The sequence below is a fragment of the Agromyces capsici genome (assembly GCF_058349965.1).
Map to the genome: position 1 here is coordinate 162043 of NZ_JBYRET010000001.1, position 21909 is coordinate 183951.

Annotated in this window: 17 protein-coding genes; 5 read left to right on the top strand and 12 right to left on the bottom strand. The window is 71.1% G+C overall.

What is annotated here, in order from left to right; translation table 11 throughout:
• Window positions 1-57: 57 nt before the first annotated feature.
• The 5 genes from purH to AC3RKB_RS00815 form a co-directional block, all read right to left on the bottom strand.
• Complete coding sequence (gene purH / locus AC3RKB_RS00795; protein ID WP_491434082.1) at window positions 58-1668, bottom strand: bifunctional phosphoribosylaminoimidazolecarboxamide formyltransferase/IMP cyclohydrolase; 1611 nt, start codon at window positions 1666-1668, stop codon at window positions 58-60.
• Window positions 1665-2255 (bottom strand): phosphoribosylglycinamide formyltransferase, encoded by a 591-nt coding sequence (gene purN, locus AC3RKB_RS00800; protein ID WP_491434083.1) that lies wholly within the window; start codon window positions 2253-2255, stop codon window positions 1665-1667. Before purN ends, purH begins: the two co-directional genes overlap by 4 nt.
• A gap of 73 nt (window positions 2256-2328) precedes the next feature.
• Window positions 2329-3714 (bottom strand): cell division protein PerM, encoded by a 1386-nt coding sequence (locus AC3RKB_RS00805; protein WP_491434084.1) that lies wholly within the window; start codon window positions 3712-3714, stop codon window positions 2329-2331.
• A gap of 29 nt (window positions 3715-3743) precedes the next feature.
• On the bottom strand, window positions 3744-5192 hold the full coding sequence (locus AC3RKB_RS00810; protein ID WP_491434085.1) for a hypothetical protein: 1449 nt from the start codon (window positions 5190-5192) through the stop codon (window positions 3744-3746).
• Between the two features lie 91 nt (window positions 5193-5283).
• Window positions 5284-5838, bottom strand: a complete 555-nt coding sequence (locus AC3RKB_RS00815) for a hypothetical protein (protein WP_491434086.1) — start codon at window positions 5836-5838, stop codon at window positions 5284-5286.
• Between the two features lie 355 nt (window positions 5839-6193).
• On the opposite strand from AC3RKB_RS00815, the gene AC3RKB_RS00820 reads away from it, so the two are divergent.
• Both AC3RKB_RS00820 and AC3RKB_RS00825 read left to right on the top strand, forming a co-directional pair.
• Entirely contained in the window at window positions 6194-8701 is a 2508-nt protein-coding gene (locus tag AC3RKB_RS00820; RefSeq protein ID WP_491434087.1) for a prealbumin-like fold domain-containing protein, read from the top strand.
• A 435-nt stretch (window positions 8702-9136) separates the two neighbouring features.
• Window positions 9137-10693: a prealbumin-like fold domain-containing protein gene (locus AC3RKB_RS00825; RefSeq protein WP_491434088.1), complete on the top strand. Its 1557-nt coding sequence runs from the start codon at window positions 9137-9139 to the stop codon at window positions 10691-10693.
• A 110-nt stretch (window positions 10694-10803) separates the two neighbouring features.
• On the opposite strand, the gene sucD is transcribed toward AC3RKB_RS00825, so the two are convergent.
• Window positions 10804-11712 carry a succinate--CoA ligase subunit alpha gene (gene sucD, locus AC3RKB_RS00830; RefSeq protein ID WP_491434089.1) on the bottom strand — a complete coding sequence of 303 codons (909 nt, stop codon included), beginning with the start codon at window positions 11710-11712 and terminating at the stop codon, window positions 10804-10806.
• Window positions 11713-11728: 16 nt separating this feature from the next.
• A complete protein-coding gene (gene sucC / locus AC3RKB_RS00835; RefSeq protein ID WP_491434090.1) occupies window positions 11729-12895 on the bottom strand; it encodes an ADP-forming succinate--CoA ligase subunit beta in 1167 nt (388 codons plus the stop codon).
• A 238-nt stretch (window positions 12896-13133) separates the two neighbouring features.
• Between sucC and AC3RKB_RS00840 the strand changes: the two genes are divergently transcribed.
• Both AC3RKB_RS00840 and AC3RKB_RS00845 read left to right on the top strand, forming a co-directional pair.
• Complete coding sequence (locus tag AC3RKB_RS00840) at window positions 13134-13856, top strand: VIT1/CCC1 transporter family protein (RefSeq protein WP_491434091.1); 723 nt, start codon at window positions 13134-13136, stop codon at window positions 13854-13856.
• Window positions 13857-13867: 11 nt separating this feature from the next.
• Window positions 13868-14740, top strand: a complete 873-nt coding sequence (locus AC3RKB_RS00845; protein WP_491434092.1) for a DUF72 domain-containing protein — start codon at window positions 13868-13870, stop codon at window positions 14738-14740.
• Here AC3RKB_RS00845 and AC3RKB_RS00850 read toward each other — a convergent pair.
• From AC3RKB_RS00850 to AC3RKB_RS00870, 5 genes are all read right to left on the bottom strand, one after another.
• Window positions 14667-15488, bottom strand: a complete 822-nt coding sequence (locus AC3RKB_RS00850; RefSeq protein WP_491434093.1) for an FAD:protein FMN transferase — start codon at window positions 15486-15488, stop codon at window positions 14667-14669. The genes AC3RKB_RS00845 and AC3RKB_RS00850 overlap by 74 nt on opposite strands.
• 8 nt (window positions 15489-15496) lie before the next feature.
• The gene (locus tag AC3RKB_RS00855) at window positions 15497-16015 is read right to left on the bottom strand and encodes an FMN-binding protein (protein WP_491434094.1); all 519 of its coding nucleotides are present in this window, start codon (window positions 16013-16015) and stop codon (window positions 15497-15499) included.
• On the bottom strand, window positions 16012-17430 hold the full coding sequence (locus tag AC3RKB_RS00860) for a ferredoxin reductase family protein (RefSeq protein WP_491434095.1): 1419 nt from the start codon (window positions 17428-17430) through the stop codon (window positions 16012-16014). Before AC3RKB_RS00860 ends, AC3RKB_RS00855 begins: the two co-directional genes overlap by 4 nt.
• Before the next feature lie 133 nt (window positions 17431-17563).
• Entirely contained in the window at window positions 17564-18115 is a 552-nt protein-coding gene (locus AC3RKB_RS00865) for an NUDIX domain-containing protein (protein WP_491434096.1), read from the bottom strand.
• Complete coding sequence (locus tag AC3RKB_RS00870) at window positions 18112-20631, bottom strand: ATP-dependent helicase (protein WP_491434097.1); 2520 nt, start codon at window positions 20629-20631, stop codon at window positions 18112-18114. Before AC3RKB_RS00870 ends, AC3RKB_RS00865 begins: the two co-directional genes overlap by 4 nt.
• A 262-nt stretch (window positions 20632-20893) precedes the next feature.
• Here AC3RKB_RS00870 and AC3RKB_RS00875 point away from each other — a divergent pair, with 262 nt between their 5' ends.
• Window positions 20894-21820: a hypothetical protein gene (locus AC3RKB_RS00875; RefSeq protein ID WP_491434098.1), complete on the top strand. Its 927-nt coding sequence runs from the start codon at window positions 20894-20896 to the stop codon at window positions 21818-21820.
• Window positions 21821-21909: the final 89 nt, after the last annotated feature.

Below are 21909 nucleotides of genomic sequence, written 5' to 3' on the forward strand. Positions count from 1 at the left end.
GGCGCCCTCACCTCAAGGGTACTGCGATGCTGATGCCGCGGCGGGCACGCTCGCGGCCTAGTGGAAGAAGTGCCGCTCGCCCGTGAAGTACATGGTCACGCCGGCGGCCTTCGCCGCGGCGACGACCTCCTCGTCGCGCACCGACCCGCCGGGCTGCACGACGGCCTTCACGCCCGCGTCGAGCAGGATCTGCAGGCCGTCGGCGAAGGGGAAGAAGGCGTCGGATGCCGCGACCGACCCGGCCGCGCGCTCCCCTGCCCGCTCGACCGCGAGCTTGCACGAGTCGACGCGGTTGACCTGCCCCATGCCGACGCCGACCGACGCGCCATCCGTCGCCAGCAGGATCGCGTTCGACTTCACGGCGCGGCACGCGCGCCACGCGAACTCGAGGTCGGCGAGCGTCGCCGCGTCGGCGGGCTCGCCTGCGGCGAGCGTCCACTCCGAGGCGGGCGCGAACGACCGGTCGGCCTGCTGCAGGAGCAGCCCGCCGGAGACCTGCCGGATCTCGGTGACCGGCGGGGTGAACCCCTCGGGCAGGCGCAGCAGGCGGATGTTCTTCTTCTGCGTGAGCACCTCGACGGCCTCGGGCTCGAAGCCGGGCGCGACGAGCACCTCGGTGAAGATGCCCGAGACGGTCTCGGCCATCTCGCGCGTGACCGTGCGGTTCGCGGCGATCACGCCGCCGAACGCCGACACGGGGTCGCACTCGTGCGCGCGACGGTGGGCATCGGCGATCGGGTCGGCGGCGCCGGATGCCGCGACGGCGATGCCGCACGGATTGGCGTGCTTGATGATCGCCACGGCCGGCGCGTCGAAGTCGTACGCGGCCCGCACCGCGGCATCCGCGTCGACGTAGTTGTTGTACGACATCTCCTTGCCGTGCAGCTGCTCGGCCTGCGCGATGCCGGGACGACCGCCGACGGCGGAGTAGCGCGCGGCCTTCTGGTGCGCGTTCTCGCCGTAGCGGAGGTCGGCGTCCTTGGTCCAGGCGGCGCCGACCCAGGCCGGGAACGGCGACTCCTCGACCGCCTGGTCGGGTGCGACGACGCTGCCGATCCACGAAGCGACCGCGATGTCGTACGTCGCCGTATGCCGGAACGCCTCGCGGGCCAGGTCGCGGCGCTGCGCGAGCGTGGTGCCGCCCGCGCGCACGGCCGAGACGAGCTCGTCGTAGCGGTCGGGCGAGACGACGACGGCGACGTTGGCGTGGTTCTTCGCCGACGCGCGCACCATCGCGGGGCCGCCGATGTCGATCTGCTCGACCACGGCGTCGGGCTCGGCGCCCGAGGCGACCGTCGCGACGAAGGGGTAGAGGTTCACGACGACGAGTTCGAACGGCTTGATCGCCAGCCCGGAGAGCTCGCGCTCGTGGTGCTCGAGCCGCAGGTCGGCGAGCAGGCCCGAGTGCACGCCCGGGTGGAGGGTGCGGACGCGACCGTCGAGGTGCTCGGGGTAGCCCGTGACGTCGGCCACCTGCGTGACCGGCAGGCCCGCATCGGCGATCGCCTTCGAGGTGCCGCCGGTCGAGACGATCTCGACGCCCGCGTCGACGAGTGCCGTGGCGAGCTCGACGAGGCCGGTCTTGTCGCTCACGGCGATGAGCGCGCGGCGGACGGGCACGACGTCGCGGTCGCGGTAGAGGTTCGGATCGATGCCGGGGCCGCTCATGATCGAAGCTCCTTCAGGTCGAGGTGCGAGTTCGCGATGTCGAGCACGGCCTGGATGAGCAGGCGCCGCTCGACGGGCTTGATGCGGTCGTGGAGGGTGGTCTCGGTGTCGCCGGGCAGCACGGGCACGCGCTCCTGGGCGAGGATCGGCCCCCCGTCGACGGAGTTGTCGACGACGATGAGGCTCGCGCCCGTCTCGGTGACGCCGGCGGCGAGGGCGTCGCGCACACCGTGGGCGCCCGGGAACTCGGGCAGGTACGCGGGATGCGTGTTGATCAGGTGCGGGCTGAACGCGTCGACCACGGCGGGCGGCACGAGCCGCATGAGGCCGGAGAGGATGACGAGGTCGGGCTCCCATCGACGCACCTGCTCGATGAGCGCGTCGCCCCACTCCTTGCGGGAGTCGTAGGCGGTGAACGGCACGGTGAACGCGGGGATCCCGAACTCCTCGCCGAGCACGAGCCCGTCCGCGTCGCGGTCGGCGCCGATCGCGACGACCCGGGCGGGGAACTCGGCGTCCTCCGACGCCTCGAGGAGTGCGCGGAGATTCGATCCCGTGCCCGAGATCAGCACGACGAGCTTCAGCACCCTACGAGGGTACCGGGCGCGCGGCCGAGCGGATGACACGGGGTCGGCCGCTCACACGAGCAGACGCCGCGCGTCAGGGCGCCCGGCTGCCGCGCACCAGGCCGTCGAGCGGTTCCGTCTCGGCCGAGGCTCGTGAGGAGGCGGGCGGGGCGGCGGCGGGCGCGTTCGTCGATGGCGACGGACCAGCGGCCCACGCCTCGCCGTCGCGCGCAGTCTCGCGGTCGCGCCCGGGCTCCGGCTCGGCTACGTGACGGGCGCGCGATCGCGCCGCGAACGCCCCGGCGACGGCGCCGACGCCGACGCTCGCCGACGCGGAGGCCGCGACGAGGAGCGCATCGGGGCCGACCTCGGCCAGGCGCCCGGGTCCGACCGCCCCGGAGGAGATCGCGGCGAACACGCCGAGCACGATGCCGGCGATCGCGCCCGCCCCGAGGCCGACGGCGAGCGTCGCCCACCAGCGCTCGTCGCGCCGCTCGGGCACCGACCTCGCGACCAGCACGGCGCCGCCGAAGCCGAGCAGCACCGGCAGCGCGAGCCAGAGCACGCCGAGCGGAGCGCCCTCGGCGGGCAGCGCCCCCAGCAACGGCAGTCCGGGCAGCGGCCCGAGGAGCGTGACGCTGGGCGATACCGTGGTGCCCGCGCCGAGCGCGAAGCCGGGTCCGAGCAGCCACGCGGCCGCCCAGACGACGAGGTTCGGCAGGAGGGCGAGCTCGGCGAGCGTGATCGCGATGCCGCCGTCGACGCCGGCGGCGAGCGCCTGGTGGAGGCCGACGAGCGTCGGGTACTCGATGACGATGCGCAGTGTCACGAGCACGGCGGCGACCGCGAGGACGCCGAAGGCCGATCCGACGCCGATGCGCACGGCCGAGCGGATGCCTGCGCGCGCCACGCGCGGAACGGCATCGACGCGTCGCCGCAGGGCGCTGGTCGTGGCATCCGTCGCCCAGCCGCCGCGCGTGAACGCGATCGCGATGCCCACGAGCACGCCGGCGGCCATCACGGTCGCCGGCTGCGCCGCCCCCTGCCAGACGACCGGCTGGGCGGGTTCCGAGGCGGCCACCACGGCGAGTGCGGCGCCGAGCAGGCCGGTGACGAGCACCGCCGAGACCGCGCCGACGATCGGGGTGCCGCTCGCGGAGGCGCGCCTGCCGATCCGGACGCCGAACGCGAACGTGAGCAGCGCGAAGCCGAGCAGCGCGATCGTGATCGCGAACGGCGCCTCGCCGCCGGCGACGCCGAGGCCGGCGGCGGTGAGCTCGTCGAGCGTGATGACCAGGTCGACGCCGTGGCCGAGCAGCCACACGTCGGCGGCCGCCCGGAAGAACGCGTCGATCGGCGCCGCGAGGCCGAAGTGCGTGGCCCAGAGCACCATGAGCGGCACCAGCGCGATGCCGTAGCCGACGAGCGCGCACACGGTGGCCTCGAGCGCAGCCAGCAGGGCGATCGTCGTGCGTTGCATCGCACTCGACCTTACGCTCTGCGTGGAGGTCAGCCGGCAGGACGTGCGGAGTCGACGCGATGCAGCGCCTCGTCGACCTCTGCCGGGGTCGCGCCGGTCGCCTCGTCGACGACCACCACTCCCTCATCGACGGCGACCGCCTCCTCGGGCCGCCGCAGCAGCTCGACCAGCAGCACCGCGACGATCGCAAGCACGACGGTCCAGATCACGGCCGACATCTCGATCGGCCTGGAGAAGAGCAGCACGAGCGCGGCGACGACCGCGATGGCGGCGTACACCGCCATCCGGTACCGGTGAAGCCAGCTGCCGAACCGCCCGGTCGTGATGCCGTGCGATTCCGTGCTGCGCCGGATGGCGCCGAAGCTCGCGTCCGAGAAGTCGCGGACGGCCCGCGCCGGCGCCCACGGGCCCGACAGCCAGGCGATGACGGCGATCGCGACGGCGAGGACCGTGAGCGCGGCCACCGTCGAGACCATCAGTTCCACGAGCCCGTCGTAGAGGGACTCCGCCGCCCCGGAAGGCATGATCGACGGGCTCACGGTGCCGATGAAGAACAGCCGGCCCGTTCCGAATCCCGCGAGCGTCAGCAGCATGACCAGCGCGAATCCGCCCGCAGTCCAGACCAGGGCGCGGCTTCGGCGCTTCGCGACCAGTACCCCGGCGGCGAGCAGCACCAGGACCAGCAGGGGCAGCCAGGTGCCGACCGCCACCGCGAGCGTGTACACGGTCTGCACGAGAACGAGCGCGTCGGCCTGGGCCACCACCACGCTGCGCTCGATCACCGGGATGTTCGAGGCGAAGTCGATGCCGCGGTCGAGCAGGCGCTCCTTGACCTCCTCGATGATGGGCCCGAGCTGGATCGACAGCGTGCCCTCGCCGCCGATCTGGACCGCCGCGTCGGGATCGCCCTGCAACGCGGCGACGAACTGCGTGTGGGTCGCACGGAGTGCGGTGGCCCAGATCTGCTCGAACGCGTCCGAGGAGATCACGCGATCGATGGTCGTCTCGACGAGTCGGGTGAGGCCCTCGGTCGCGGGCGCCTCGAGCAGGCCCAGCGCCTGCTCGGCGCGCGGCGGCAGGTCGAGCGCGAGGATGCCGTCGAATACGTCGGAGGTGAGTTGCGGGATGTCGACCTGCTCCTCGATGGCCGCGCTCACCTGGTCGGAGATGAAGGCCTGGACGTCGGGATCCTCGGCCAGCGGCGCGAACGTCGCGACGAACCGGTCGGTGTCGACGAGCTGGAGCCGCGCCCAGGCACTGATGACGGCGACCGGGGCCAGCAGCAGCCCGACGAGCACGAGCGCGACGGCTGCGACGGTGCGGCCGCGATGGCGCTTCACCCGAGGCTCCGCAGCGGATGGCGCGGGGCGGACGCCCGAGACGTCCGCCGTGGCCGTCGCCCTGAGGCTCTCGTTCTCGGCCTCGAGTGCGGCGATGCGGGCGCGCAGGTCGGATTCGGTGCTGGTCGGATCGGTCATGGCGGACTCCCCCGTCGTCGGACGCCTCGCTGCCGACGATAACGACGACCGCGCGCGCTCGGGGGACGATGGTCCCGCGGGACCGAGGGGATCAGTGCACGAACGCCTTGAGGAGGATCATCGCGAAGCCGAAGCCGGCGGTGCCGAGCGCGCCGAGCACCTGCATCAGGAGGCTCGCGCCGCGCCGGCGGAAGGCGATGAAGCCGAGCACGGCGAGCACCCCCACGCAGACCCAGAGCGCGGTCCAGAGCGCGATCTGATCGGGCACGGCGCGCGTGGCGCCCAGCAGGAGGATGAACGACGGGATCAGCGCGGCGACGAGCATCCCGAGCGATCGGCGGAAGGCTCGACGGAACGCCTCCCCCAGGCCGACCATCCGGTGGTCGTCCATCCCGTGCGCGGCGACCGTTCCGGCGTAGAGGTGCGCAGCCCAGAACACGAGCACGGTGGTCGTCACGGTCCAGAAGGTGGTCCACGAGCTGTCCCCGTGCCCGCCCGCCACCACGATCATGCCCGAGACCAGGATGACGCCGTAGACCGACTCCTCGGTCACGAAGCTGGAGCGCAGGATGTGGCTCGCGCCGCGCTGCTCGGGTGGCGAGGGCTCAGGCGTTCCGATGTGCTCCGGATGTCTCGCCTCGGTCATGGCACCATGCTGCCACGCCCGCCGGGAACGTGCCCCGATCTGGGGTAGTGAGTGATCCTCGGTCCTTCTTTCGGGGGACCGAGCGTGGGAGTAAGGTGCGGAACGGCGTGAGACCCACTACGGCGCGATGCACGCCCGGCGACGTCCTTACCCCCGTCCCGGACGCGCCGTCGACGGACACCCGAGTCCGCCCACCGCCCGCAGAGGACCGTCCGGCCCGCCCGGACCGGACGAAACTGCGAACCGGGAGGCGAAGATGCCCCTGACAACCCGAACCCGAGCGTCCGGGAAACCCACACGGACGCGACGGGGGCTCGCTGCGGTCGCAGCGGGCTGTCTCACCGTAGCGATGGTCATGGTCGCGGGGCCCGCCGTCGCGGCGGACGGCCCGTTCACCATCGACGGCACCGTGCCCGACACCAACGCGGGCATCACCAAGATCGACGACCTGTTCGGCAACGTCAAGGAAGTCGGACCGCTCAACTCGAACACCACGAAGATCGGAGTCATCCACAACGACGCCCTGCCCACCCTCGGCGAGACCAACCCGAACGCCCAGGTCGACCTGCGCGCAGCCTGGCTGGGCGTCGAGCAGGACACCTCGACCGACCACTTCTGGCTGTACTTCGCGTGGGAGCGCGACAAGAACACCGGCAGCGGCTTCATCGCATACGAGTTCATGCAGAGCGAAGCGCCGGCGGCCTGCGACTACGACGGCCCCGACCTGGACCTGATTCCCGTCTGCAACCCGTGGGCCAACCGCCAGGCCGGCGACTTCATGATCCTCTGGGACCAGCAGGGCGGCAGCAGGGACCTGTACCTGCGGACCTGGAGCGGCACCGCGCCGAACCTGGTGCTGGGTGCGCCGACGCTGCTGAACTCCGCGGTCTCGCAGGCCGAGTACAGTTCGGACGGGTTCAAGGGCGAAGCCGCGGTCGACCTCACGGCGACCATCTTCGGCGGGGCCAACGCGTGCCTCTCGTTCGCGAACACCATCCCGAGCACGGTGACCGGCAACTCCGACACCGCGGACTACAAGGACACGATCCTGGAGACGACACCGCCGATCAGCAACTGCGGCACCGTCACCATCCGCAAGGAGACCGACCCGGAGGAGGATCCGAACACGACGCTGTTCGGCTTCGACCGCACCTTCACGGATGAGGACGACGCTACTCCGCCGGTCCTCACGTTCGACCTGACCGATGACGACTCCGAGACCTGGGACGGCGTGCCGTTCGGCACCGGTTACGTGGTCGACGAGAGCACCGTTCCGGCCGGCTGGGCACTCGACAGCATCGACTGCTCCGCGAGCACCGGGTACGACCCCGGCGACATCGTGACCGATGTCGGCGCCGGCACGGTGACCTTCGACCTCGCCGCAGGCCAATCGGTCGACTGCACGTACACCAACGAGACCGGTGGCACCGTCATCATCCGCAAGGCGACCGATCCGAGCCCCGACCCGAGCGAGTCCTCGTTCGGGTTCTCGACCGTGCTCGACCGGCTCACCGGTGAGGATGACCCGGCGCCCTCGCTGAAGGACGGCGAGAACGCGACGTACGAGGACGTGCTGCTCGGTACCGGATACACCATCACCGAGGACACGCTGCCGACCGGCTGGGCGCTCGAGGACATCAACTGCGATGCGAGCACGAATGTCGATCCCGACATCGACCTCGTGACGGGGACGGTCACGTTCGACATCGACGATGCCGACGACATCCTCGACTGCACGTACGGCAACCAGACGGGCGGGCAGGTGATCATCCGCAAGGTGACCCAGCCGAGCCCGGACGGCACCGACACGTCGTTCGACTACTCGACCACGCTGACGACCCTGGTCGCGGAGGCGTACACCTTCTCGCTGAAGGACACCGAGAGCAAGTCGTATGACAACGTGTTGTTCGGCACCGGCCTCACGGTGACGGAGGGCGCCCTGCCCACTGGCTGGGAGCTGGTCGGCGTCAATTGCGACGCCAGCTCCGGCGTGAGCCCGCAGATCAACGGCGCAGTCGTGACCTTCGACATCGACGACAGCGAGGATCTGCTCGACTGCACCTACACGAACCGGGCAGCCGGCTCGATCGTCGTCGAGAAGATCACCGACAGCGGCACCGGGTCGTTCGACTTCACGTCGAATACCCTCTCGCCGGCATCGTTCACGCTGACGACGACCGCCGCGGGCGCGGGGGGCAAGGATTCCGAGACCTTCTCGAACCTCGACCCCGGCACCTACGACGTGGCCGAGACGGTTCCGGACTACTGGAACCTCGTCAGCGCGACGTGTGACGACGGCTCGGATCCGGCCGCGATCGGGCTCAGCCCGGGCGAGACGGTGACGTGCACGTTCCACGACGAGCGCGAGGTCGGTGCGATCGAGATCACGAAGCTCCGCAAGCACGCGGCCGACGGCCTGGGTGAGAACCACCCGCACGCGGAAGTCGACTTCGTGATCACGGGCGGCGAGCTGCCCGCCGAGGGCGTCACCGTGACGACCGATGCGAACGGTGTGGCCTGCTACACGGGCCTGCTCGTGACCGGCCTGGCAGGGCTGTACACGATCACCGAGGTCGTGCCCGACGGCTACGCCGACGTGGGCACGCAGACGGCGAACGTCACCGAGGCGGCCGACTGCGACTCCGCCAACGCGGGCGCGATCAAGGAGTTCGTGAACACACCGCTGACCGACATCACCGTGAGCGTCAACTCGCAGGTCGATGGCGGCACGTTCTCGAGCATCGAGTGCAACGTCGACGGATCCGACACGGTGAGCCTTGCGGACGCCTTGGACGACCCGATCATCACCATCGAGGACCTCGAGCCTCGAACGGTCGTCTGCACGATCGTGATCGATCCGTGATCGAGAGGAGCTGACCATCCGATCGGTCTGATCGACCGGTCCACCTGACAGGGGAGGTCCCGCCGGAAGCGGCGGGACCTTCCCCGCGCGAGACGGGTTCTGCCCCTTGCCCCCCGATCTGGGTACATGAGTATTCCTCAGTAGTAGTTTCGGCGCCCCGAAGACGGGAGTAACGTTCGGACCGGCGTGAGACCCACTACGGCGCGATGCACGCCCGGGACGTCCTTACCCCCGTGCCCGGACGCGCCGACGACGGGAACCCGATCCCGCCCACCGCCCGCAGCGGAACGTCCGGCCCGCCCGGACCGGACGAAACTGCGAATCCGGGAGGCGATGATGCCCCTGACAACCCGAACCCGAGCGTCCGGGAAACCCACACGGACGCGACGGGGGCTCGCTGCAGCGGCGGCGGGCTGTTTCGCCATCGCGATGGTCATGGTCGCGGGACCAGCGGTCGCCGATGACGGCCCGTGGTCGATCGAGGGCGACGTGCCGGATGCCGGCACCACCCAGATCGACGACCTGTTCGGCAACGTGAAGGAAGTCGGACCGCTCAACTCGAACACCACGAAGATCGGAGTCATCCACAACGACGCCCTGCCCACCCTCGGTGAGACCAACCCGAACGCCCAGGTCGACCTGCGCCGAGCCTGGCTCGACGTCGCGCAAGACGCCACCACCGACGACTTCTGGCTGTACTTCGCGTGGGAGCGCGACAAGAACACCGGCAGCGGCTTCATCGCATACGAGTTCATGCAGGAACCGGCACCGGACGGTTGCGACTACGACGGCTCCGACCTGGACCTGATCCCCACCTGCAACCCGTGGGCGAACCGCCAGGCCGGCGACTTCATGATCCTCTGGGACCAGCAGGGCGGCAGTCTCGACCTGTACCTGCGGACCTGGAGCGGCACCGCGCCCAACCTGGTCCTGAGCGCGCCCACGCCACTCGATGACGCAGTGTCGCAGGCCGCGTACAGTGACGACGGCTTCTTCGGTGAAGCTGCGGTCAACCTGACGGCGACCATCTTCGGCGGGGAGAACGCGTGCCTCTCGTTCGCGAACACCATCCCGAGCACGGTGACCGGCAACTCCGACACCGCGGACTACAAGGACACGATCCTGGAGACCACGCCGCCGATCAGCAACTGCGGCACCGTGATCATCCGCAAGGAGACGGTCCCGGACGAGGATCCGAACACGACGCTGTTCGGCTTCGACCGCACCTTCGAGGATGAGGATGACGCCGACCCGCCGGTCCTCACGTTCGACCTGACCGATGACGACTCCGAGACCTGGGACGGTGTGCCCTTCGGCACCGGCTACGTGGTCGACGAAAGCACCATCCCCTCCGGCTGGGCACTCGACAGCATCGACTGCTCCGCCAGCACCGGGTACGAGACCGGAGACATCGTGACCGACGTCAGCGCCGGCACGGTGACGTTCGACCTCGCAGCAGGTCAGACGCTCGACTGCACGTACACCAACGTGCCGCAGACCGGTTCGCTGCTCATCGTGAAGGAACGGAAGCACGCGGCTGACGGCGCAGGCGACCACCCGCACGCGGGCGTCGGATTCACGGTCACGGGCGGCAACCTCGAAGCGGCCGGGCTGACCGGCTCGACGGACGCCAACGGTGAGCTCTGCTTCGACGGGCTCGTCATCTCCTCCCTCGTCGGTGACTACACCGTGACGGAGACGGTGCCCGAGGGCTACGTGAGCGCAGACAGCGAGCAGGACGTCAGCGTCGTGGTCGGCCCTGACTGCGCCGATGAGGAAGACCCGGTCACGGTGAACTTCCTCAACACGCCACTGACCGACGTCACGGTCTCCGTGAACTCGCAGGTCGACGGCGGCACGTTCTCGAGCATCGAGTGCAACGTCGACGGCTCCGACACAGTGAGCCTGGCAGACGAGATGGACGACCCGAGCATCACCATCGAGGACCTCGAGCCTCGGACCGTGGTGTGCACCATCGTGATCGACCCGTGAGCTGAGAAGGCAGCTCACACCTGACACGAGGAGCCCCGCCGGCATCGCCGACGGGGCTCCTCTGGTGCCGCTGACCGGTCGCGTCCGCGCCGGCCGAGGCATCCGGACGATTACGCGCCGAGACCCGCGACGACCTCACGCAGCAGGCGCGCCGTCTCGGACGGCGTCTTGCCGACCTTGACGCCGGCGGCCTCGAGGGCCTCCTTCTTCGCCTGCGCGGTGCCGGCCGAACCCGACACGATGGCGCCCGCGTGGCCCATGGTCTTGCCCTCGGGCGCCGTGAAGCCCGCGACATAGCCGACGACCGGCTTGGTCACGTTGGCCTTGATGAAGTCGGCCGCGCGCTCTTCCGCGTCGCCGCCGATCTCACCGATCATCACGATCGCCTTGGTCTCGGGGTCGGCCTCGAACGCGGCGAGCGCGTCGATGTGCGTCGTGCCGATGATCGGGTCGCCGCCGATGCCGATCGCGGTCGAGAACCCGAGGTCGCGCAGCTCGTACATCATCTGGTACGTGAGCGTGCCCGACTTCGAGACGAGGCCGATCGGGCCCTTGCCGGTGATGTTCGCCGGGGTGATGCCGACGAGCGACTCGCCGGGGCTGATGATGCCCGGGCAGTTCGGCCCGATGATCCGGGTCTTCTCGCCCTGTTCCTTGGCGTACGCCCAGAACTCCGCGGAGTCCTGCACGGGCACGCCCTCGGTGATGATGACGAGCAGCGGGATCTCGGCGTCGATGGCCTCGATCACGGCGTCCTTCGTGAAGGCCGGGGGCACGAACGCGATCGACACGTCGGCGCCGGTGGCCTCGATGGCCTCCTGCACGCTCGCGAAGACCGGCAACTCGACGTCGCCGCCGTCCTTGGTCTTGTGCAGCACGGTGGTGCCGGCCTTGCGGGCGTTCACGCCGCCCACGACCTGGGTACCCGCCGCGAGCATGCGCGCGGTGTGCTTGGAGCCCTCGCCGCCCGTGATGCCCTGGACGATGACCTTGGAGTCCTTGTTCAGAAAGATGGTCATTGCTCTCGAGTCCTAACTACGCGGCGTTCGCCAGCTCGGCGGCCTTGTCGGCGCCCTGGTCCATGTTCTCGGCGAGGGTCACGAGCGGGTGCGCGGCTTCCTCGAGGATGGCGCGGCCCTCGGCCACGTTGTTGCCGTCGAGCCGCACGACGAGCGGCTTGTTCGCAGTGTGGCCGAGCTCGGCGAGCGCGCCGACGATGCCCTTCGCGACCTGGTCGCACGCGGTGATCCCGCCGAAGACGTTCACGAACACCGACTTGACCTGCGGGTCGCCGAGGATGATCGAGAGGCCGTTCGCCATGACCTCGGCAGAGGCGCCGCCGCCGATGTCGAGGAAGTTCGCGGGCTTCACGCCGCCGTGGTTCTCGCCGGCGTAGGCGACGACGTCGAGGGTCGACATGACCAGGCCCGCGCCGTTGCCGATGATGCCGACCTCGCCGTCGAGCTTGACGTAGTTGAGGTCGAGCTCCTTGGCCTTCGCCTCGAGCGGGTCGGCCGCGTCCTTGTCCTCCAGCAGCGCGTGGCCGGCGTGGCGGAACTCGGCGTTCTCGTCGAGCGAGACCTTGCCGTCGAGCGCGATGATCTCGCCATCCTCCGACAGGATCAGCGGGTTCACCTCGACGAGCGTCGCGTCCTCCGACGTGTAGACGTCGTAGAGCTTCACGAACACGTCGGCCACCTTGTCGACGAGCTCGGCCGGGAAGTTCGCGGCCTGCGCGATCTCGCGGGCCGTGTCGGGGGTGATGCCGGTGCCCGGGTCGACCTCGATGCGGGCGAGCGCCTCGGGCTTCTCGACGGCGAGCTGCTCGATCTCCATGCCGCCCTCTACGCTCGTCAGCGAGAGGTAGGAGCGGTTGGCGCGGTCGAGGAGCACCGAGAAGTAGAACTCCTGCGCGATGCGGGCGCCGCCGGCCACCATGACGCGCTTGACGACGTGGCCCTTGATGTCGAGGCCCAGGATGTCGCGAGCCGCCGCCTCGGCCTCGTCGGGGGTCTTGGCGACCTTGACGCCGCCGGCCTTGCCGCGGCCTCCCGTCTTGACCTGGGCCTTGACGACCACGACGCCGCCGAGCTTCTCAGCGGCGGCGCGCACCTCTTCGGGCGTGTCGGCGACGATGCCCGGGAGCACCGGCACTCCGTACTTCTCGAAGAGGTCTCTGGCCTGGTACTCGTAAAGATCCACGCTCTGCTTCCAATCGTTCCGCGCGGGTCGCGCGCAGGGATGGGTGGGTGTGAGAGGCCCGGCTGTGAGAGTCTCGACGTCAAGATACCTCGATATCGAGATAAGTCGAGCCGCGACCATGGTACCCCTCCGCCGGGGCGCCCCCGAACCGTGCGTCGCGCGCGACCGGCGCCTCGGCCCGCTCAGGCAAGCCTCGCCATGCTGGCGGGCTCGCCGCCGCGGGTGCGAGACTGCCCGCATGACGGATGCCACGGCCGAACCGGCCCACCGCACCGACCCGCACGACGGCAAGGTGCACGAGAAGCTCAACTGGCTCCGAGCCGGCGTGCTCGGCGCGAACGACGGCATCGTGTCGGTCGCCGCCCTGGTGGTCGGCGTCGCCGCCGCGACGACCGATGTCGGCGCCATCCTGGTGGCGGGCGTCGCGTCGGTGGCGGCCGGCGCGATCTCGATGGGCCTCGGCGAGTACGTGTCGGTGTCGAGCCAGCGCGACACCGAGCACGCGCTCATCGCCAAGGAGCGCTGGGAGCTCGACAACATGCCGAAGCAGGAGCTCGACGAGCTCGCCGAGATCTACCGCAACAAGGGCCTCTCGCCCGAGACCGCCGAGCGCGTCGCCGAGGAACTCACCGCGCACGACGCGCTCGCCGCGCACCTCGAGGCCGAGCTGCACATCTCGCAGGAGGACGTCGTCAACCCGTGGCACGCGGCTTGGGCGTCTGCGGCGGCGTTCCTCGTCGGCGCGGTCCTTCCGATGCTCGCGATCCTGCTGCCGCCGCCCGAGTGGCGGGTCGCCACGACGTTCGTGGCGGTGATCGTCGCGCTCGCGATCACGGGCTGGCTCTCGGCATGGATCGGCGGCGCCCCGCGGGCACGGGCGGTCACCCGCGTCGTGGTCGGCGGCGCGCTCGCGCTCGCGGTCACCTGGGCGATCGGCTCCCTCCTCGGCGGGGCGGTCTAGCGGGTCGCGTCGTGGCCGAGGCACGCGTCGGCATCTCGGGTTGGCTCTATCGCCCCTGGCGCGGCGTGTTCTACCCGACGGGCCTGCGCCAGGCCGACGAGCTGTCGTACGCCTCGGCGCGCATGACCTCGATCGAGGTCAACGGCTCGTTCTACTCGCTGCAGAAGCCCGCGAACTGGCACCGCTGGCGCGACGGCACGCCCGACGGGTTCGTCTTCGCCGTCAAGGGTCCGCGCTTCGTGACCCACATCAAGCGGCTCGGCGACATCGCCACGCCGCTCGCGAACTTCTTCGCCTCGGGCGTGCTCGACCTCGGCGCGAAGCTCGGCCCGGTGCTGTGGCAGCTGCCGCCGACCCTCGCATTCGACGCCGAGCTGCTCGACGCGTTCCTGGCGCGGCTGCCGCGGTCGAGGACGGATGCCGCGGCGCTCGCGTCGCGGCACGACGAGCGGATGGATGGACGGGCGTCCTTCGCGGTGGGTGCGGACGCACCGATCCGGCACGCGGTCGAGGTGCGCCATCCGTCGTTCGAGGACGCCGTGGACGAGTGGGCGGCGCTGCTCGAGCGGCACGCCGCGGCATCCGTCACCGCCGACACCGCCGGGAAGTACCCGCGGATCGACCGCACGACGGCGGAGTTCGCGTACGCGCGCCTGCACGGCGAGGAGGAGCTCTACGCCTCGGGCTACGACGACGACTCGCTCGACCGCTGGGCATCGTGGGCCCAAGCGCACCTCGACGCCGGACGCGACGCGTACCTGTACTTCGACAACGACATCAAGGTGCGCGCGCCGTACGACGCGATGGGACTCATCGCCCGGCTGCCGCGCCCGCCGTCGCTCGCGGCCACCCCGGCGTCGCCAGGAGATCGCCCTCGCGCGTGACCGCGAGCACGTCGATGTCGTGCCGGTCGGCGAGGTCGTCGAGCGCTCGTCTGCCGCCCGCGACGATCGCGGTCGCGAGCACGTCGGCGGTCACGAGGTCGGCGGCGGCGACGCTCACCTGCACGAACGGGCTCGGCCATGCGGCGGGGCTCGTCCAGATGTGGTCGCCGCGTTCGGCGCTTCCGGATGTCGCGACCGCGCGCCGTCGCGTCCCGTCGAGGTCGATCCGCGCGAGCAGCGCGCCGCGGTCGGCCGGATCGACGATGCCGATCGGCCGGGAACGCGCGCGCCCGTCGCCCGACGGCGCCGAGGCCACGAGCACGTCGCCGCCCGCATCGATCGCCCAGCCGGCGAAGCCCGCGCGGTCGAGGGCCTCCCCCGACTCCTCGACGGCGAGCGCCTTGACCACGCCGTTCAGGTCGATGAGCCCGTCGCCGCGGTGCGGAGTGAACTCGCCGTCGGTGGCGTCGCGCCACTGCAGCGCGAGCGCGTACGCGTCGCGCACGTCGGCGCTCGCGTCGATGAGCGCGAGCTCGCCGCGCCCCACCCGGCTGAGCTCGGAGTCGGGGTCGAACAGGCTGCACCGCGCCTCCCATCTCGCGAACACCGCGGCGACCGACGTGACCGCGACATCCGAGTGCGCGCCCGACGCGCCCGGCCGCACGCTCACGACCGTGCCCATGGCCGCGAACGCGCCGGCCGGCAGTGCCGACGCGTCGGCGCCCGCGCGCGCGTCGCCCCGCGACATCCGGACCATCAGAAGCCCGCCTGATCGAGCGCGGCCTGCAGCGACTGCAGGTAGGCGGCGCTCGTGTAGGTCGCACCGCTCACCATCGCGACCAAGGCCGACTGCGCCTGCAGCACCTCGCTGCGCAGCACCGGCTCCGCGCGATTGCTGATCTGGATCGAGCGGCCGTCGTGGTCGGTCAGCTGCAGCGCCGTCACGTCGGCGATCGCCCCGCCCGAGATGGTGACCTGCACCTGGACGTCGCCCCACCGCGTCGAGACGGTCGAGCCCGTGTACGTGCCATCGGCCGCGCTCGCGGCGGCCGACGCGGCCTCGGTGGCGGATGTCGCGGAGCCGTCGGTCGCGGACGAGCCGGTGGTGCCCGTTCCGCTCGACCCGGAGGTGCCGGCAGCGCTCGATGCGTCGGTCGTGCCGCTGCTCGCGGTCGTGGCGGACAGGTCGGCGGTGGCGGTCGCACCCAGTTGGACGCCGCCGAGGATGGCGGCCGCGGAGGCCGTCGAGGCCAGGATCATCGCACGTCGTCTCACCAGTCGAACCTCTCGTGATGGATCTGCTCGGGAGCGAGGCCCGCGGCGCGGGCCTCCGCGATCACGCCCTCGGCCCACCCGCGCGGGCCGCAGACGTAGAGGTCGCTGTCGGCCACGGCCGGGACGAGGGACGTGAGGTCGAGTCCCTGGCGCTCCGCGGCATCCGTCAGCCAGCCGCGCCCGCGTCCGCCGGGGACCGTGATGAGCGTCGCGCCGCGCGACCGGCTGATCGCTCCGATCTCGTCGAGGAGCCAGCCGTCGGCCGCGGCGGGCGTGCGCAGCACCACGGTCGCCTCGCCGGGGCGGAACGTCGCCGACTCGAGCAGCGAGCGGATCGGGGTGACCCCGATGCCCGCCGCGACGAGCGTCAGGCGGCGGCGGGTGCGGGAGGCCTCGCTGAAGATGCCGTACGGGCCCTCGAGCGCCACCCGCGTGCCGGGCCGGACCCGCGCCAGGTCGGTCGACCCATCGCCGAGAGCCCGGACCGTGATGCGGAGCCGGTCGCCGCGCGGGGCCGCCGAGAGCGAGTACGGGTGCGCCTGCCACCACTGGCCCGGGGCGAGGAAGCGCCAGATGAAGAACTGCCCGCCCGTTGCGTGGAGCCGGTCGAGCGCGCGGCCCCGCATCGTGACCGACACGACCCCCTCGGACGGATCGCCCACCTGCGCGACGGTCTCGACCACGAGCCGGTGACGGAGGGTCGCCGCGATCGGCGCGACGAGCCGGAACGCGACCACGGCGGCGAGCGTCGCGACGGTCACGACCATCCAGTAGGCGCGCTGCCAGGTGCCCTCGGCGAACAGGCCGCCGACGCTGAACTGGTGCGGCAGCGACGCCAGCACCGCGGCGTACGAGAGCAGGTGGATGAGGTGCCAGGCCTCGTACCGCAGCTTCCGGCGCACGGCGGCGAGCGAGCTCACGACGACCGCGAGGAACAGGGCGAAGCCGAGGATCGCGAGCGGCAGGTCGGGCAGCGACCAGATCGCCACCGCTTCCGCCCACAGGTCGACGCCGTCGGCGATCGCGTACCCGGCGAGCAGCAGCACGCCGTGCGCGATCAGCAGGTACAGCACGGGCTTGCCGAGCGTGCCGTGGAGGGCCATCGCGGCGTCGTGCCCGACCGCGCGCTCGATGAGCGGCACGCGGGCCGCGAGCAGCAGCATGACGAGCACGAGGTCGGTCGCCGCGAGGCCCGCGACGATGCCGAGCGAGGTCAGCGCCGCGCCGGGGTCGCCGAACCGGGTGGCGCCCCCGTCGGCGAGGAAGAGCGCGATGGCGACGGCGACGGATGCCACGGCGAGCGCCTGCAGCACGTCGACGCGCCACAGCCGACGGCCCGCGTCGGGGGGCTTCGATCCGTCGACCGGCCGCATGGGCCGCTCGAGGTGTCGCGCGTCGTGGACGAGGAATGCCATGACGCCATGGTGCGCGCCCGGACTATCGCCTCCCGATGGGGTGGCTGTGCGCGGGCTGGGAACGCCGGCTTCCGTCGAGGAGCCCGGGCGCGGCGGACCGGCTCGGGCCCAGCCGTGCGCACCCGGCCCGGGGTCAGCCGACGCGGCCGAGTGCGAGCGCCGCGTACATGAGCGCCGCCACCGTCTCGCCGTCGCGGATCTCACCCTGCCGCACCATCCGCATCGCCTCGGCCCACGGGACCGTGCGGACGGCGTGGATGCCCTCCTCGGCCTGGTGGTGGTCGGCACGCGCCCCGGGCGTCGATTCGCGCAGGCCGGTCGCGAGGAAGACGACCTCGTGCGCGCGGCAGACGCCGTTCAGGGCGCTCATCCGGCCGATCTCGCGCCATTCCGCGGCCTCGAGGCCGGTCTCCTCGAGCAGCTCGCGCTGCGCGGCGACGAGCGGCTCGTCGCCGTCGCTGCCGCCCGCGGGCACCTCGACCGATCGGCCGACCGTGTGCCGGTCGAGCGTCACGAGCACGACCTCGTCGTCGTCGGTCAGCGCGACGACGAACACGGCGTCGTTGCGGAGTTCGACGACACCGTAGATGCCGTCGCCGCCGTCGGGCCGGACGACCTGGTCCTCCGTGACGCGGATCCACGGGTTCTCGTACACGACGCGCTGCGCGCGGACGGGCCAGGTCACAGCTTCTCGATCGGCGCGATCTTGATGAGCAGCTTCTTCTGCCCGGCGGAATCGAACGCGACGTGCGCGATGCGCTTGGTGCCCTCACCCGTGACCTGGCGCACGGTGCCCTCGCCGAAGTCGACGTGCCGGATGCGGTCGCCCGCCTCGAGGGTGAGATCGCCGTTGTCGCGCACAGTGCCGGTGACGCGGTTGGCCCACTCGGTCTTCGGTGCCGTCGACTTCGTGACGCTGAAGCGCTCGAGGTCGCGGTCGCGCGTGCCCCAGGCACCGCCGCCTCCGCCGCCCGCGCCGCCGCCGTAGCCGCGGCGGGCGTTGAGCGCGCGCGGCTGGCTGCCGCCGCGGCTGTTCGCCATGCCCGGCGACTGCTTCCAGTCGACGAGCTCGTCGGGGATCTCCTGCAGGTAGCGGCTCGGCATCGCGACGGACACCTCGCCGAACTGGGCGCGGCTCATCGCGAGCGAGAGGTAGAGGCGCTTGCGCGCGCGCGTGATGCCGACGTAGAACAGGCGCCGCTCTTCGGCGGGACCGCCGGGCTCGGACGCCGACATCTGGTGCGGCAGCAGCCCTTCCTCGATGCCGGTGAGGAACACCGCGTGGTACTCGAGGCCCTTCGCGGTGTGCAGCGTCATGAGCGAGACCGTGCCGGATGCGTCGTCGAGCTCGTCGGCCGCGGCGACGAGCGAGACCTGGGTGAGGAAGTCGACGAGCGTGGCGCCCGGGTTCTCGCGGTCGAAGTCCTTGGTCTGCGCGAGGAGCTCCTCGACGTTCTCGGCACGCGTCTCGTCCTGCGGGTCGCGGCTGTTGCGCAGCGTCTCGACGAGGCCCGAGCGGGCGATCAGGAACGCGAGCACGTCGGACACCTTCGCGGCGCCCGCGTTGGTGCCCTCGTCGATGCCCTTCTGGGAGGGCACGAGCATCGCGGCGGCCTCGTCGAGCAGGTTCGCGAGGTCGAGGATCGCCCGCGTGACCTTCGGCCCGAGCCCGAGGCCATCCGCCGATCGCATCGCCTGCCGGAACGACAGGTCGTTCTGCTCGCCGAAGCTCGAGATGGCCGTCTCGGTGGCCGGGCCGATGCCGCGCTTCGGGGTGTTCAGGATGCGGCGGATTGCGAGCTCGTCGAGCGGGTTCGCGACGGCGATGAGGTACGCCATCGCATCCTTGATCTCGGCGCGCTCGTAGAACTTCGTGCCGCCGACGACGCGGTACGGCAGCGCGGAGCGCACGAAGATCTCTTCCAGTGCACGGGTCTGCGCGTTGGTGCGGTAGAACACCGCGATGTCGCGGTACGGGACGCCTGCCCGGTGCAGCGCCTCGATCTCATCGGCGACGAACTGCGCCTCGTCGTGCGCCGAGTACCCCGTGTAGCCCGTGATCTTGTCGCCGTCGCCGTCGGCCGTCCAGAGCTTCTTCTCTTTCCGGTCGAAGTTGTTCGAGATGACCGCGTTGGCGGCGCTCAGGATGTTCTGCGTCGACCGGTAGTTCTGCTCGAGCAGCACCACCTTCGCTCCGGGGAAGTCGCGCTCGAACTCGACGATGTTGCGGATGTCGGCCCCGCGGAACGCGTAGATCGACTGGTCGGAGTCGCCGACGACGGTGAGGCTCGCGCCGGGGATCGCGCCCGTGGCATCCGTCATGCCCCGCACGAGCACGCCGTGCTCGTCGAGCTCGGCCACGACGTCGGGCTCGACCGGGCGCGTGAACTCGCGGATGAGGGCGTACTGCGCGTGGTTCGTGTCTTGGTACTCGTCGACCAGGATGTGCCGGAACCGCCGCTGGTACAGCGCCGCGACCTTCGGGAACGCGCGGAACAGGTACACCGTCTCGCTGATGAGGTCGTCGAAGTCGAGCGCGCTCGCGTCGCGCAGCCGCCGGGTGTACTGGCGGAAGATCTCGAGGAACATCACGTCGTTCGGATCGTTCGTGTTGACGTTCCGCGCGTAGGTCTCGACGTCGCTGAGCTCGTTCTTGAGCTTGGAGATCTTGGCCTGCGCGCTCGCGGGCGTGAAGCCGAGCGTGTCGGCGTCGAGCTCCTTGATGATGCGCTTGAGGATGGTGCGCTGGTCGGCCGAGTCGTAGATCGTGAAGGTGCTCGACAGCCCGATGGCCTGCGCCTCGCGGCGGAGGATGCGCACGCACGCCGAGTGGAACGTCGAGATCCACATGCCGCCGGCCGCCTCGCCGAGCAGCGCCTCGACGCGCTCGCGCATCTCGGCGGCGGCCTTGTTGGTGAACGTGATCGCGAGGATCTGGCTCGGCCACGCCTCGCGGCCGTCGATGAGGCTCGCGATGCGGTGCGTGAGCACCCGGGTCTTGCCCGACCCCGCACCCGCGACGATGAGCAGCGCGGGGCCGCGGTACTCGACCGCCTCGCGCTGCTGCGGGTTCAGCCCGGCGGTCAGGCGATCGGATGCCGCGTGGCCGGCGCCACCTCGCTCGCCTTCGCGCTCGTCGGAGGCCGCGACGGGCGCCTCGCGCCAGCCGGTGGGGTCGTCGGGGTCGAGGATCAGCGTCATGTCCTCTCAAGTCTAGGCGCGCCATCCGACACCGCCCCCGCACCTCAGCTTCGTTCCCGACTCACGCGAATCTGCCCTTCCGAGGGCAGATTCGCGTGAGTCGGTCGTCGGCGCCGAGCGCGCGCACCGACATCCGGCGCGCGCCACCCCACGACTCACGCGAAACGGCCCTTCCGGGGGCCGTTTCGCGTGAGTCGATGAGCGGCGCCCCGCCTGTGGAGAACGCGGCGCGCCGCACGGCGGGCGATGGCACGCTCGACGGATGGCACGCTCCCGGCCCCTCCCCGACGAGCTCCGGCTCGGTCCGTTCCGCGTGTCCGAGGCGATCGCACTCGACGTCGACGCGAAGCGGCTCCGGTCGTCGCAACTCGCCGCTCCGTTCCACGGCGCTCGATCACCCGACGCCGTCACCGACCTGATCTCGAGGTGCCGCGCCTACGAGCCACTCATGCTCGAGGGCCAGTGGTTCAGCCACGCGACGGCGGCACAACTCTGGGGGCTTCCGCTCCCTCGGAGGTTCCAGCGCGACGAACGACTTCACGTGAGCACCCGCCGGCGCGAACCGCATCGCGCCGGCGTGGTCGGCCACCGCATCAGCGCGAAGCGCGAGCTCCGCTTCCACCTGGGTTTCCTCGTCAGCAGTCCGGCCGACGCATGGTGCGAGCTGTCGGCAGCGAAGGCCCCGGATGGCACGAGGCCGACGGTCGCGGAACTCACCGAAGCCGGCGATCGGCTGCTCGCCTGGCCCGAGCCGCTCGCGACGACCGAGGAGCTCGATCGGGCGGTATGGCGGTTCTCGAAGAGCCGCGGCATCCGTTCGATCATCGATGCCACGGTGCACCTGCGACCGGGATCGGCGTCTCCACGGGAGACGAAACTGCGCGTCGCGGTGCTCGCCGCACCGATCGGCTTCCCCGATCCCGAGTGCAATGGCGAGATCCTGCTCGGCCCCGGTCGCAGCACTCACGGCGATCTCGTCTTCCGCGAGTACCGGGTCGTGCTCGAGTACGAGGGCGACCAGCATCGCACCGTCGCGCGGCAGTGGCGCCGCGACATCGATCGGCTGAACGACCTGGCCAAGGCCGGATGGCACGTCATCAGGATCCACGCCGAGACGCCCGAGGCCGCCTGGCGTGATTGGCTCGAGTCCGCCCTGCGGGCCCGCGGCTGGACCCCGCCGGCCCGCTGATTCAGGCTGGCCGCGTTGCCCAGAACGACGCTCCTCCGCCCACGACAACCACCGACTCACGTGAAGATGCCCGTCCGATGGCCGATTCG